The organism is Agrobacterium tumefaciens (assembly GCA_025559845.1).
In the GTDB taxonomy this organism is placed as follows: domain Bacteria; phylum Pseudomonadota; class Alphaproteobacteria; order Rhizobiales; family Rhizobiaceae; genus Agrobacterium.
This window is the reverse complement of sequence record CP048471.1, coordinates 46,065-59,108: the sequence shown is the minus strand read 5'-3', so window position 1 is coordinate 59,108 and position 13,044 is coordinate 46,065. Positions and strand designations below refer to the sequence as shown.

Genomic DNA, 13,044 nt, shown 5'->3' with positions numbered 1-13,044 from the left:
CTCAGACTCCTAAAACTTCTTTTCTAAGGTGTTCGGCCATATCCCTTGATCGCCCCTCGCCTCGCAAGAGGTCCAGATAGACCTGCAGGGGGCTCGCAAGCCAAAGTCCTGCCCGCTTCTCTTTGAAAAGAAACTCAGTTCGGGACGGCGTCTCGATCACGTCGAGATTTGCACCTTCCGTCACAGCTCGGACATCAAGATGCTCCAGAACGATGTCTGTCTTTTCACCAGGCGCCATACGGCAAGCTATGCGATTGATAGATGAAAGGTAAGGCGAATATTCTTGTGCAGCCCTGTCTTGGGTAAGCACATACTCGGCGCCAAGAGCCTCGCATTCAGCTTCGAGCTTGTTTGCAATAGTGTCGGCACCTTTACCAGGAACGTAGAAGCGCCGGCGTTTGTACCGCGGCCCCTCTTCCACATGGCGAGCCCAGCTGTCGAGTAATGAGGTGGTGTCCGACAGGCGCCGTTCTTTATTTGGGCCATGGCCGCGAGCAGACACCCATTCCAAGCGCTCCAGTGCGCTAAGTGTTTCTGAAGCGGTTCCGAACGATACCTTCGCCCGCTCTGCCAGCTCGCTGACGCCGAACCAGTCTCCGTGATCCAGAACCAGGGCATGCAAGATCTGGGAGCGCTTCCCTGTAAACAGGGATCCAATCGTTCGTTCCCCAGACTTCGGGACGGGGCGCTCGATGTCGAGGTAGGCGCCTGGTGCTGGCACAAAGAGGCTTCCGCCATCATCGAAGTATCCAACCCCCTCCCCTCGAAGCACCTGGCGAGCACCAACCGATATGGAGCTTGCTGCGAGAACGGGCACGACAGTCTCAACGCGCTTTGCTTCGGCGTCTTTCTTGGCAGCGAGGAGGCGCCACATCGCCTCGCGGACATCACGAGGATATACGACGGACTTGCACTCGACGATCAAGACGATGCCTTTGCCGGCTACATCGACCTCCACTGCAGCGTCTAGGTATAGGTGAAGGCCGAAACCGGGCTCGGCTTCAACATGGGAAACCGTGACATGCGGCAGCCCTTCAAGCGTTTCAACGAGCGCATTGATCGCTTTTGTCGCACGGTCCCCCTCGTTTAACTCCATTGTTTTACCTTTTTCACTGCAGAGTGAAAATTCAATAAATCATCTAATATTCGATGTCACGCCAATTTTCACTGCGCAGTGAAAATACGTGTTATACAAGCGCATTTCGCCATTCCCGCTCTCCTCTTGAGGGGATATGTACCTACGACCCGTTAGGATAGTTCGCTAAACGATTGAAAACACGATTGCCGGACACGGGCGGATTCTTTGTTGTGGCGGAATTCGCTATTGTGCCGGTCAAGAAGACACTCGCCTACTTTACAGCGCCTTATCCTGCCCCAATTCACATTGGTTGAATTCATCTTCCTGTAATGGCTGCGCCTATCGTCTCGCCGCGCTATCAATATAAACAAAATGATATCACTCTTCAAGTCGTACTGTGGGGAAGGAACAAGAGCCTCCAAGCAAGCTCTTGAAGGGATCAGAACTGGTGCCCATCGTTTTGGCTACCTTATGATATCGATTTGTCGGTTCTTGCGCTCCTGCAATCTCGCCTCCATTCAAACATCACTCGTTCAGACGATCAACCAAACGGTTCATAATATCCATTCGCTCATGGAGAATTGCCACGATGAGAGCCGGTGTTGCCTCTCGCGGCAGACAAAAGACGTAGTGGTGTTGGCATCGCGCCATTCGTAAGGCCGGATAAAGCCCACTCATATCCTTGAAAGAACCTTTGCCCTCGGCGAGTAGTGCGATACCTCGCTCCAAATCCGAAACGTAGCGGCGTACCTGCGGAGTACCCCATTGCGCACGGGTGTAGCGGATTACCGAACGTAGATCTGATTCCGCCTCTGCAGTAAGAATGTAGGTAGTCAAGCACGACCCTCGGCAATCTCTTCATCGAGAATCTCACCTACGGTTTTGGTCGACAGTCTTCCTGCTAGCCCCTCATCGACGCGTGTGTTTATAAACTTCTTCAACTCCTGCCAGGCTCGTTCTGCGTCTGTATCTCCGGGAAAGAGGCGTTCAATTGCATACTGCTTGATTGTCTTCCCTTGCAAAGCGGCCAACGCCTTCAGGCTTTGATGTTGTTGGTCCGTTATGTCGATCGTCAACCTGCTCATCTAGCGTACTCCTGAATTGAGAAAAGCCACATTAACACATATGTGGGTATGTGACCACCGTCGAACCTTGATCGGCGGTTGGTTGGAGGGATGTGCTTTTTCGTAGACGCCTATTCCACAACCTACCTCAGCTCTAGCAAAAACCCGTCGCTCTCTTGATGCGGCTTCTTCACATCACGGGAGGAGCCGTCGCCGTGGCCGGCGGCACCATTCTGGCGCTGATCGTGATCAAGATGGCAGCAGGCCTCCACCACATTCTACGAGGCTTGGAGGACCGTCATTCAACGCTATGGAATTTATAACCCTTATACCAGGCGAGGTGCGATCAAGGGCCTGTTGCCACATGGACCCCATAACCTACGGGACATTCTCGCGACGCATATTCTGAAGCAGACCGGATCCTACGAGCAGGCGAGCTACGCAATTCAGGATACGCCCGATGTAGTGCAACAGCACTACGGTCGCTTCCTGCCGCAAGACAAAGCCGCACTGGCTGCCAAGATTCTCAATCAGGTTTGGGAAGCTGCGTAAGAGCGAATGAGATGCTCGGCTCAGATAGTGAAAACAGTCTCCGTCTGAGCCGACCCTTTCGCTTTGCTCTTGATGGGATATGAACCGTCAACCCGTAAATATCTCAACGGCTTGTCTCGTCGTCCAACTGCAAAGACGAAACAACTCCCGTCAGCAAGGCGATCGCCATCATGCGCGCTGCATAGGTCGTCGACTTGGCCTCGTCCCTCGGCAGAAAATAATAGCGCCCTTCGCGGCAGGCCCTGAGGAAGCGGCAATAGCCGGGCAGCATGTTTTCCAACCTCTTCTTCGCATCCTTGGCGGTCTCGTTACGGTCGTTGCGATAGGTGTCGAAGACGATATCCGCATCGAATTCGGGCAGCGCTTCAGGGCTGAAGAGCGCGCCTGAATTTTCCGCAATCGTCTTTGTCAGCGGGGGGAGTGTCAAAACCCGCATCCCGTGCAACGAAGCCGATACTGCCATAGCTCCGCTCGATGCTGAGCTTGCGATCGCCGGTCGCGGAAATGACGGAGATCACCGGGGGCTTGTCGCCGGCAATCAGCCGCGGCTGGGCGATCTGCGTGCCGTAGCGGCGTTTGAGAAGATCGAGTGCCGCCTGCCGCCCGGTCAGCTCGGCGAGGAAATCGTAGATAGCGTCAGGTCCACGCGCGATATCGTCGATGACCACGGTCGGCGCGATTGCCTGCAATTGTTCCGGCGGCGTCGGTCGGCCCTTGAAGACCAGGATCAGATCAGGCTTCAACGCCGCAACGGCCTCGACATCGACCGGCTGCATGCCGAGGAAGATCAAGCGGGTATTGTCGAAGTCCTGGCCTGTCAGCGTCATGCCGGAGCGGAGAAAGTGATGGCCGCCGCGTCCCCGCCGGCCCTGGCTTGCGATTGGCAGGACGCCGAGTTCGAGCAACGGCACGGTGAGGTCCGCATCGTCGAGCGAGACGACTCGTTGCGGCCGGTCAACAATCTCGACGCGTCGTCCGGCGTCATCGATGATTTCCCGGGCCAAGGCTGCCGGGCTGAAAAACGGCATGCCGAGCATCAGGCAGGCTGCCAGTACGAGGTTTCCAAAACCGGGTCTCTTCAAAGCGTGTCCTTTCTCTGCCACATCAGGAACAGAAAAACGGCAGTCCGAGCACGGCCATCAGGATGCCGGCGGGGATCTGGACCGGGGCGAAGATCGTTCGGCCGACTGTGTCTGCCAGAAGCACGAGAAGGCTGCCTAAAGCTGCACTGCCAAACAGAAACGGCATCTGCGCCGAGCCGAAGAAAAGCGGGGCCAGATGGGGTGCGACAAGCCCGACAAAACCCAGCGTGCCCACCACGGATGCGCAGGCGCAGGTCAAAAGCACGGAGGCGGCAATCCTTGCGGCATTGAGCAGGCGGGAACGCACGCCAAGACCGGTCGCCGCCATGTCGCCCAACATATTTCGCCCGGACGGCTCACCGCCCTGGTCGATGAAGGCACTGCGCACGAGGCCGAGCGCCAGAAAGGCCGGCACGCTGAGCGGTCCGGTTGAGAGAAACAGTCCCGTCAGAAAGCCGATCACCGCACCCACGACGGCCATCTGCACCAGATTGATCGAGACGACGGCCTTCATCACCAGCTGGCGCAGCGGCACCAGAGCCATGATGAAGAGGCCAAGCAGCATTTCCGGCCATCCGCGCGGCATGTGAACCAGCGTATAGGCGCCGAGTGCTGCGGCCGGAACGCCCGGCAGGGCATAGGCCATCACCGCCTTCCAGGCGATCGAACCCCACCACGCAAGCGCCCGCGACAGGTTGGCCATGAAGCCGGCCACGGCCATGATCGGGATCGCCTCGACGGCACCGAACATCGGCACTAGCAATGGCAGAAGCAGCAGGCTCGCACCGGTTCCGATCACACCGCTCAGCGCGCCGGCGCCGAGTGCCGCGACAAGCAGCAAGATCCACTGTTCCAAGATCGGTCCTCACACGGCATGGCCCGGCATCAATTCGGGAAGGCTTCATTCAAATCGACGATCGCCTCGCAGGTGAGGCGCGAAACGGGCCGGTCACCGATGAGGAAGAACAGCTTGGCCGTTTCCTCCAGTTCCTCATAGGCGTGAACCGCGTCCTGCAGCGACTTACCGGAAACGATCGGGCCGTGATTGGCAAGCAGCATTGCCTTGTGACCACCGGCGATCTGGCGAACGGCATCCGCAAGCTTGCGGTCCCCCGGCCGAAAATAGGGAAGAAGCGGCAATCGCCCGATCCGCATGATCTGATAGGCGGTGAGCGGCGGGAGTACATCGGAAGTGTCCTCATGGCAAAGGCAGGACAGGGCAACCGCGTTGGTGGAATGAAGGTGGACGATTGCGCTTGCCTCCGGCCGTTCGTGATAGACCGCCAGATGGAAGAAGGCCTCCTTCGACGGCGGATCGCCGGCAAGATGGATGCCCTCGGCCGAGACCTTCGATATCTGCCCGGGAGACAGAAAGCCCAGCGATGAATTGGTCGGCGTGACGAGGATCGTGCCATCCTCCAGCTTCACCGAAAGGTTTCCGGCACTGCCATGCGCAAGTCCTCGCCCGTAAAGGAGGGCGCCGAACCTCACGATCTCGGCACGCAGTTCATCCTCTTTCACCCATTGCCCCCTGTTTCAACGGCCCCCTGTTGCAACTGCTTCAACGCCTTGGCGAAAAAGTCCGGCGCGCCGAAATTGCCGGATTTAAGCGCCAGCGCAATCCTGCCTTTGCCGCCGATCAGGATCGGCACGCCCGGATCGATTTCCGGCCCGATCGAAAGCGCTTCGAGATCGAGCGCCTGGGCGACCGCGCCGGATGTCTCTCCTCCGGCGACCACCAGCCTGCTGACGCCGCTCTCGACCAGCGAGCGCGCCGTCCTTGCAAACAGGCCGTCGAGCGTCTCGGCCACCTTTTCCCGGCCGTAGCGTTTTTGCAAGCGCTCGACTTCCAGCGGATCGTCCGAGGAATAGATCAGCGGCGCCTTGCCGCGGTGGGCGGCTGCGAATTCGAGTAGGTCGCCGACATCGAGCCTGCCCGCCATGGCCGCATCGATATCGAGCGCCATGGTCGGATGCCCTGCGGCATGGATGGCGATCTGCCGGCGGGTCGCGGCCGAGCAACTGCCGGCCAGGATCGCCTCGGGGCCGTCGACGCCGGAAAAGGCGGTGACCGCACCCTTCGCCTTGCCGCTGCGCAGGAAGTTTGCCGGAAGGCCGATCGCGATGCCGGAACCGCCGGTAACAAGCCGCTCCCCCGCGGCCGCCCTGCCGAGCGTGACGAGGTCGTCATCAAGCGAGGCGTCGCAGATGACCATCGTCGTCCCGTCGGCGGCGGCCGCCTCCAGCGCCGTCCTCACGGCCTCGCTTCCGGAACGGACAATCGCCGTACTCACCAGCCCGACCGGATCGCGCGTCTGCTGCGCCAGCCAGCGCCGGATGTCGGAATCCGTCATCGGCGTCAGCGGATGATGGCGCATGCTGGATTCGCTGAGCAGCCGATCCTGCACGAAGAGATGGCCCTGATGGACGGTGCGCCCGACCGTCGGGAAGGCCGGGCAGGCAATCACGCCCTTGACCCCAAGGGCCGTTGCAAGCGCCTCAGCCACCGGCCCGATATTGCCTTCCGGCGTGGAATCGAATGTCGAGCAATATTTAAAAACGAATTGCTCGCAGCCCTGGTTGCGCAGCCATTCGAGTGCTGCAAGCGATTGCTGGACCGCATCCTCGACCGGCGAGGACCGGGTCTTGAGCGAGATCACTCCCGCCTCGACGGATCGGTCGGCCTTCACCTTGGGAACGCCGAGATATTGCGTGACCGCAAGCCCACCCTGCCCCGGCAGGCCTTTTGCAAGCGTGTTCGCTATGTCTCCCGCACCGGTAAAATCGTCGGCGATAACTCCGAGCAGCATCGTCTAGTGCTCCTGCCTGTCCATCAACTGTTTCATTCGTGTCACCGCGCTGCCCGGCGCGGTCAGCACGGCGCAATCCACCCGCTCGCCGACCGGGCCGGCCGCGCGCGCGGTGGAAAAATGAGCGAGCATGATCGCGTCGCAACCGGCCAAATCCTGAGCGGCGTCGGCGACCCTTGCATCATGCTCGGCCGCATCGCCCTGCCGGAGCTTCTCGATCGCGCCGTCCGCAATGATGGTGCGAAGCGTCGCAGAACTGCCGACTTCTGCCGCGAACTCGCGGAACTCCTCTTCCATCGTGGCGACGGCGGGTGCGAAGGTTGCAACCATGCCGATGTCCGAGCCGGCCATGATCGCCGCACGAAACATCGCCTCATTGGGCATGAGGACCGGGATGCCGATCTCCGAGGAAAGCCGCCGGATGGCCGGGCCGAAGGCCGAGCAGGTGATCAATATGCCATCTGCCGCGCCGGAAACGGCTTGCCGGCCGAGAGCGACGAAACGCTCGCTGAGTTCCGGCGAGAGTGGCCCGACCTCCCGCGCCCGGTCCAGTGACAGGCTCTCGTCGAGAATGTTGACGGCCTCGGCCTCCGGCCAGAGCCGCCGCATGGCATCGGTCACGGGCGCCATGGCAACCGGCGTCGCATGGAAGAAGAATATGCGTGGCTTGAACGTCATGGCGATCTCACTGCGCGGCCAGGAAGGTGCGGTCCTGAAGCCTGCGCATCTCCCAAAGCGACGAAGCCTGCGGCTCCTCCACCATGTCATAGGTAATCAACGTGCCGGCCGGGATATCCACCTTGGCGCGATTGCCGGTCAGAAGATGGGCGCAGGCGGGGTTCTCAAGCGCGACGGGTACCGCCGGGACGATTCGTGCCTTCAACATCGGGCTATGGTCATTGCCGAAGACTTCGCCCGCCTTGATGTCGCGCGCCGCGACTTTGACGAGATCGTAGCGGGGCCGGTAGTCCTCCGAGCCCGTATCGATGCCGAGCAGGCCCGCCATGAGCAGCGAGGTCGAAGTCTCCACGCCGCAAAGGTGATAGGGGCGGTAGATGACTGCCGTCGTCTCGTCATAGTTCGGGATCTGGCCCTTGGTCACAAGGACATGGTTGGAATAGGCATTGTCGCACCGGACGACGAGAAAGACGCCGCCGCCGAGCCCGGATTCATCCGGGCGCCTGAGGCAGGTGGCGAGGTCGATCGTATCGACCTGTCCGAAGAGCCCACCATTGGCGATTTCCGCATAGGCGACCGGGATTTCGGTGATGCGAAGGGCCGCATGGACGAGCGTGTCGACCGCAGGCTTCATGCCGGTATAATTGGCCGCGACGGTGATTTCGCAGAGATCATAGGCGCCAGGTTGCGGCAGGCGTGCCAGAATGTCCTTGCGCTTGGCGACGTATTCGGCGGCCTGTCCTTCGGGGATCATGGCGAGCCACTTGCGATCCTCATCGGAGACGGCAACCGTCTCGACATAGGGCTCATGGATCTTCTTGTCGGTCTTGATCGAGACCGTGCCGGCCGCCTCGTCATAGACGAATTCGCCATCGGTCGCCTTGCCGCCGGAAATCACCGTCAGGCCGACCGATTTCGCCCATTCGTAGAACTGGATCAGCAGCCCGTGCTGGTCGCCATCGACCGGCGTGTAGATGACGCCCGCTTCCTTGGCGATCCGCTTCAGCATCGGGCCGACGGCAACGTCGCAATCCTTCGTCACCATCGCCACATGCTTGCCGGCCTCGATCGCCTGCACGGCATATCTGACGCTCGCCTCCGGCACGCCGCTGCACTCGCAGACGATATCGACGGCACCGATGGCACCGATGAGTTCCGGCTTGTCGGTAAAGATGGAATTGCCGCGCGCAATTTCGCATTTGGCCTCATCTGCCGTTCCGGCATAGGCAACCTTGGCCATGTCGAAGCCCGCCTTCTCATAGGCGCCGCGCGCCGCATCGATCGAAATGTCGGCGACGGCAACGACATTCAACCGCGGCGTAACGGGCGCCTGGGTGACGATGGCCGTGCCGTAATTGCCCGCGCCGATAATGCCGACCCGCACTTCGGAAGCCTTGGCGAAGTTTGCGTAAAGATGGTGATAAACCATTGTTTAAAATATCCTTTTCATGCGCGCCCGGTGACGCTCTGGAGGTTGCAGGACCTGCCGCAAGGCCGCGTTGGATAGCGACGCGCGGCAATTGCCTGCATCCGGAATGAACATGCGATGTGGTCAGGCAGCCGGGCGATCCGTGAGGCAGGATCGCCCCTTGCTGCCTCAGCCGATTTTCTTGGCCTGCGGCTCGTCCAAATGGTGTTCCTTGCTCGCGCGGTTTTTGAACAGCCAAGGTGAAACCAGGAGCACGACTGTGATCAGCAGAACGACGAGCGCGATCGGACTCTTGAAGAAGACGGAGACATCTCCATCCGAAGCGACCAGGGTGCGGCGAATGCCACGCTCGAGGATCGGGCCGAGGATCATGCCGAGGACGAGCGGTACCGGCGGGTAGTCCAGCTTCATCATCAGGTAGCCCAGGACGCCGAAGCCGATCACCAGAGCCACCTCGAACATCGAATTGTTGATGCCGAAAATGCCGAAGGCGATGATGGCGATGACGGCCGGGAACAGGTAGCTCGGACGTACGAAGGCACAGGTGGCGAGCACCGGGGTCAGGACGATAGTGATTGCGACCAGCGCCAGATTGCCGATGTAGAAGCTGCCGAAAATGGTCCAGACGAATTCCGACTGTGTCTGGAACAGCATCGGGCCGGGCTGCAGGCCGATCATCAACAGGCCGCCCATCAGCACCGCCGTCGTGCCGGACCCCGGAATGCCGAGCGCGAACATCGGGATCATGTTGCCATAGGCGGCGCTGTTATTGGCGGCTTCGGGAGCCGCAACACCTTCCATAGCGCCATTGCCGAAGCGTTCGGGATGTTTCGAGGTGCGCTTGGCGAAGGCGTAGGAGATCATCGTGGCCGCGGTCGCGCCGGCGCCGGGCAGGATGCCGATGAAGAAGCCGATCAGCGAGCCGGAGCCCAGTTCACGCCAGCATTGCAGCGTGCCGCGCACATCGGGCAGAAGTTCACGGAAGCGGAACCGGTTGTTCTCCTGCGGCTTTCCGATCGAAGGCGGCGTCGCATACATTTCCGCCAGACCGAACAGGCCGACAGCGATGATGGAAAATTCGATACCGTCGAACAGCCGGACCTCGCCGAAATCGAAACGCGGCAGGCCAACCATCGGATCGAGCCCGATCGTGCCGATGAAGAGGCCGGCAAACAGCGACATCATCGCCTTGTTGAGGTCGCGGCCGCCGAGCACGCTGACGAGCGACAGCGAGAAGATCATCAGCGCGGTCATCTCTATCGGCCCGAAGGCGATCGCGGCCTGGGCAATGGTCGTGGCAAAAGCGGTAAGCAAGATGAGGCCGATCAGGCCGCCGATGAAGGAGGCGGCAATACTCAAGCCGAGTGCCGCGCCGGCCTTGCCGTTTCGTGCCAGCTTGTGGCCATCGATGACGGTCATGGTCGCGGAAGCATCGCCCGGAATGCCGAGCAGGATTGCGGTGACCGCGCCGCCATATTGGGCGCCGTAATAGACGGCTCCGAGTGCCGCAATCGCCGCCGTACCGTCAAAGCTGACGGCGACCGGCAGCAGGATTGCCACGCCGGCGGTTGGCCCGAGCCCCGGCAGGGCGCCAATGAAAAGCCCGATGATGGCGCCGACCATGATGGCGGCGAGAACGGAGGGTTGCGATGCTGCGACCAATCCCTCGGCAAGCAAGTGCCATGATTCTAGCATGATATCGTCTCTTCTTGAGGGATCAGAGCAGCGGGATGGCGAGAACCACGCCGAACACGAGATAGAGTATGAAGGCCATTCCGACGGCGATAGCGCTGGCGGCCGCAATCGAGCGGGCGTCGCGGGCGCCGAAGATACAGCCGATGGCGATCATCAGCGGCATAGAGGCGACCAGCATGCCGATAAACTGGGAGAGCAGGACGAAAGCGACCAGTGCCAGACTGACCAGCCCGACCCGGACCACCTCCATCCGCTCGACGCTGCCGAGAAGATCCGACTGCCTGATGACCTTGAGGAAATTGAGCGCGGAAAAGAGCGCCAGCCCCGCCCCGATCCAGACGGGGAAGAAGCCGGCAGAGGGCACGGAACCCTCCTGGTAGCCATAACCGCTTCCCTGCCAGATCATGTAGAGGCCGAGCAGGCCGAAGATCGCTGAAAGACCAAGATCGAATGAACGTAAGGGTATCATCTGCCGCGCCTCCCAAGCGTAGAGCATTTGAAATTTTCGGGGACTATCGGCCCCCGAACTGACCGGAGGCCGCCAATCTCACTTGATCGGCCTCACTTGATTAGGCCGAGCTCGCGCATAAGCGTCTCGTAACGCTGCGAGGTTGCGACGATTTCCTCGCCGAACTGCTTGCTGTCGAGGAAGAGCGGTATTTCGTTGAACCGGTCGACGTACTGGCTGCGCCATTCCGGGCTTTCCGCCACGGTTTTCATCACACCTTCCCAATAGGAGACCGCTTCCGCCGGAACGTCCTTGGGCATGATGATGCCGCGGAGCTGGGTATGGATGATATCATGACCGAGTTCCTTGAAACTTGGAACCTCCGGAAGAGAGCCCATCCGTTCCGCCGATGTCACCGCCAGCGCCCGCATCTTGCCGGCATTGACCTGTTCGAGGATCTCGTTGGGATTTCCGAACAGAAGATCGAGATGCTTGCCGAGCACCGCCGCCATCACCTCGCCCTCGCCGTCATAGGGCACGACCTTGATCGAGCTGCCGAGCTGCTTGTTGAGGAGATGCGATAGAAGTGCCGGGTCGGAGACCGCACCGGCCGAACCGATGGTCAGCCCCTTGGCGCTCTTGAGGTCATCGATCGACTTGATCTTGGAATCGGCGAGCACAGCCAGGATGTAGGGCGAGCGCGCGATCGCGGCGAGCGGGGTGAAGTCCTTGTAGCTCAGCGGCATCTTGCCGAGCAGCGGCGTGGTGAAGAAGCTGACGCCGACACCGCCGAGATAATAGGGATTGCCCTTACGGGAACTGATGTAGGAATAGCCGACAGCGCCCGAGCCGCCCGGCCGGTTTTCCACCAGCATCTTGACCGGAATGAGCTTCTTCTCGTCGATCACCTTGGCCATGGTGCGCGCGACGATATCGCTGCCGCCGCCGACGCCGAAGGCGACGATATAATTGATAGTCTCGCTCGGATAGGCATTGGCTCTCGCCGTGCCGAAGGCAAACGGCTGTGCCGCGACAAAGGCCGCGCCGCACCCGAGAAGCGTACGGCGTTTCATCCCCTTACGGATTTCAAAATTGTCCAAGATACTTCCTCCCGATTTGAAAACCGGCCCTCCAGCCGATACCGGCAATCCCTTCCCGAATTGCGGTTTGGCAAGATTGAACCCGTAGGCGGTGGCAAAGCAAGTATAATAATGATACCGATTGGTATCATTAGATGACCAATGCGGAGGGGCCTGTGGATACGATCAATGACATCAATCTGCGACTATTCCAGACCTTTCTGGTCGTGGCCAGCGAAGGAAGCTTTCGACTGGCTGGCGAGAAGCTCAACCGCGCCCATTCAGCCGTCAGTGTCCAGATCCGTCAATTGGAGGAGCAGCTTCAAGTGAAGCTTTTCGAGCGTACGACACGCAGCGTCAAATTGACGGAAGAAGGCACCAAACTGCAAGAAAGTCTGCGAAAGGCCCATTACGAGATCCTGCATGGGCTTCGCGAGATACGCGAGGCCGCAGACCTGAAGCGCGGGCAGCTATCACTCGCCAGCTCCTCCCATGTCGCATCCGTCCATCTGCCTCCTGTCTTGACGCAGTTCGTCAGCGAGTTTCCGGAAGTGGCGGTAACAATCCGGGAGCTGACCTCGACCGATCTCTACGCCGCGCTACGTAAACATGAAGTCGATTTCGCGATCGGTCCACATGGAACGGACCAAGCGTTCGACTTCAGTCCCATACTGGTCGAGCCGCTGCATGCGGTAGTTCACCCGCGCTTCTTGGATCCAACGAAGAAGACCGTGACCTGGCGAGAGATCGCTCATTTCCCGATCCTTCTGCCTGCGCCGCAAACGGCAATGCGGCGGATCGTCGATCATGTCCTGCACGACAACGGATTGGTCGAGACAAACCGATACCAGTTCATTCAGGCCGAGACGATTATCGCCATGGCAGAAGCGGGACTAGGCATCGCCGTCCAGCCCAGCACGAGGCTTGCCAAACACCCGCCACAGACCGCGCGGGTGATGACCCTAACGGAACCACATATCCGACGGGCCATGTCGCTGATCCGGCTGAAGAACCGCGAACTGTCACCAGCCGCGCGGCATCTGGCCGATACCATCGTTCGTGAAGTCCGTCGTGTTACCGACTATGTAGAAGGAGAAAAGTTTTATACTCCTTGATAGCATAGGGCGAA

14 protein-coding genes and 2 pseudogenes are annotated in these 13,044 nt (G+C 60.1%); 3 read left to right on the top strand and 13 right to left on the bottom strand.

Annotated elements, in window-relative coordinates; genetic code table 11:
* Position 1: 1 nt before the first annotated feature.
* The 3 genes from FY156_27560 to FY156_27550 form a co-directional block, all read right to left on the bottom strand.
* On the bottom strand, positions 2–1,096 hold the full coding sequence (locus FY156_27560; protein ID UXS05327.1) for a hypothetical protein: 1,095 nt from the start codon (positions 1,094–1,096) through the stop codon (positions 2–4).
* Between the two features lie 507 nt (positions 1,097–1,603).
* The gene (locus FY156_27555) at positions 1,604–1,915 is read right to left on the bottom strand and encodes a type II toxin-antitoxin system RelE/ParE family toxin (GenBank protein UXS05326.1); all 312 of its coding nucleotides are present in this window, start codon (positions 1,913–1,915) and stop codon (positions 1,604–1,606) included.
* Positions 1,912–2,163 (bottom strand): antitoxin, encoded by a 252-nt coding sequence (locus tag FY156_27550; protein UXS05325.1) that lies wholly within the window; start codon positions 2,161–2,163, stop codon positions 1,912–1,914. Before FY156_27550 ends, FY156_27555 begins: the two co-directional genes overlap by 4 nt.
* 149 nt (positions 2,164–2,312) lie before the next feature.
* Here FY156_27550 and FY156_27545 point away from each other — a divergent pair.
* Both FY156_27545 and FY156_27540 read left to right on the top strand, forming a co-directional pair.
* Positions 2,313–2,408 (top strand): annotated as a pseudogene (locus tag FY156_27545) (MarC family protein).
* 1 nt (position 2,409) lies between these two features.
* Positions 2,410–2,694: pseudogene (locus FY156_27540) on the top strand (hypothetical protein).
* Positions 2,695–2,797: 103 nt separating this feature from the next.
* On the opposite strand, the gene FY156_27535 reads toward FY156_27540, so the two are convergent.
* The 10 genes from FY156_27535 to FY156_27490 form a co-directional block, all read right to left on the bottom strand.
* Positions 2,798–3,121, bottom strand: coding sequence for a hypothetical protein (locus tag FY156_27535; protein ID UXS05324.1), 324 nt, complete (start codon positions 3,119–3,121; stop codon positions 2,798–2,800).
* Positions 3,060–3,776, bottom strand: coding sequence for an ABC transporter substrate-binding protein (locus FY156_27530; protein ID UXS05323.1), 717 nt, complete (start codon positions 3,774–3,776; stop codon positions 3,060–3,062). Before FY156_27530 ends, FY156_27535 begins: the two co-directional genes overlap by 62 nt.
* Before the next feature lie 22 nt (positions 3,777–3,798).
* Positions 3,799–4,632, bottom strand: coding sequence for an iron chelate uptake ABC transporter family permease subunit (locus tag FY156_27525; protein UXS05322.1), 834 nt, complete (start codon positions 4,630–4,632; stop codon positions 3,799–3,801).
* Between the two features lie 29 nt (positions 4,633–4,661).
* Complete coding sequence (locus FY156_27520; GenBank protein UXS05321.1) at positions 4,662–5,297, bottom strand: aldolase; 636 nt, start codon at positions 5,295–5,297, stop codon at positions 4,662–4,664.
* Positions 5,294–6,586, bottom strand: a complete 1,293-nt coding sequence (locus tag FY156_27515; protein ID UXS05320.1) for a four-carbon acid sugar kinase family protein — start codon at positions 6,584–6,586, stop codon at positions 5,294–5,296. The genes FY156_27520 and FY156_27515 overlap by 4 nt, the downstream gene beginning before the upstream one ends.
* Positions 6,587–6,589: 3 nt before the next feature.
* Positions 6,590–7,264: an arylsulfatase gene (locus tag FY156_27510; protein ID UXS05319.1), complete on the bottom strand. Its 675-nt coding sequence runs from the start codon at positions 7,262–7,264 to the stop codon at positions 6,590–6,592.
* Between the two features lie 7 nt (positions 7,265–7,271).
* Positions 7,272–8,693, bottom strand: a complete 1,422-nt coding sequence (locus FY156_27505) for a flagellar biosynthesis protein FlgA (protein UXS05318.1) — start codon at positions 8,691–8,693, stop codon at positions 7,272–7,274.
* 168 nt (positions 8,694–8,861) lie between these two features.
* Positions 8,862–10,388, bottom strand: a complete 1,527-nt coding sequence (locus FY156_27500) for a TctA subunit of the tripartite Tricarboxylate transport(TTT) family protein (protein UXS05317.1) — start codon at positions 10,386–10,388, stop codon at positions 8,862–8,864.
* A gap of 22 nt (positions 10,389–10,410) precedes the next feature.
* Positions 10,411–10,857: a tripartite tricarboxylate transporter TctB family protein gene (locus FY156_27495; protein ID UXS05316.1), complete on the bottom strand. Its 447-nt coding sequence runs from the start codon at positions 10,855–10,857 to the stop codon at positions 10,411–10,413.
* A 92-nt stretch (positions 10,858–10,949) separates the two neighbouring features.
* Positions 10,950–11,909 carry a tripartite tricarboxylate transporter substrate binding protein gene (locus tag FY156_27490; GenBank protein UXS05607.1) on the bottom strand — a complete coding sequence of 320 codons (960 nt, stop codon included), beginning with the start codon at positions 11,907–11,909 and terminating at the stop codon, positions 10,950–10,952.
* A 182-nt stretch (positions 11,910–12,091) separates the two neighbouring features.
* On the opposite strand from FY156_27490, the gene FY156_27485 reads away from it, so the two are divergent.
* Positions 12,092–13,030, top strand: coding sequence for a LysR family transcriptional regulator (locus tag FY156_27485; protein ID UXS05315.1), 939 nt, complete (start codon positions 12,092–12,094; stop codon positions 13,028–13,030).
* Positions 13,031–13,044: the final 14 nt, after the last annotated feature.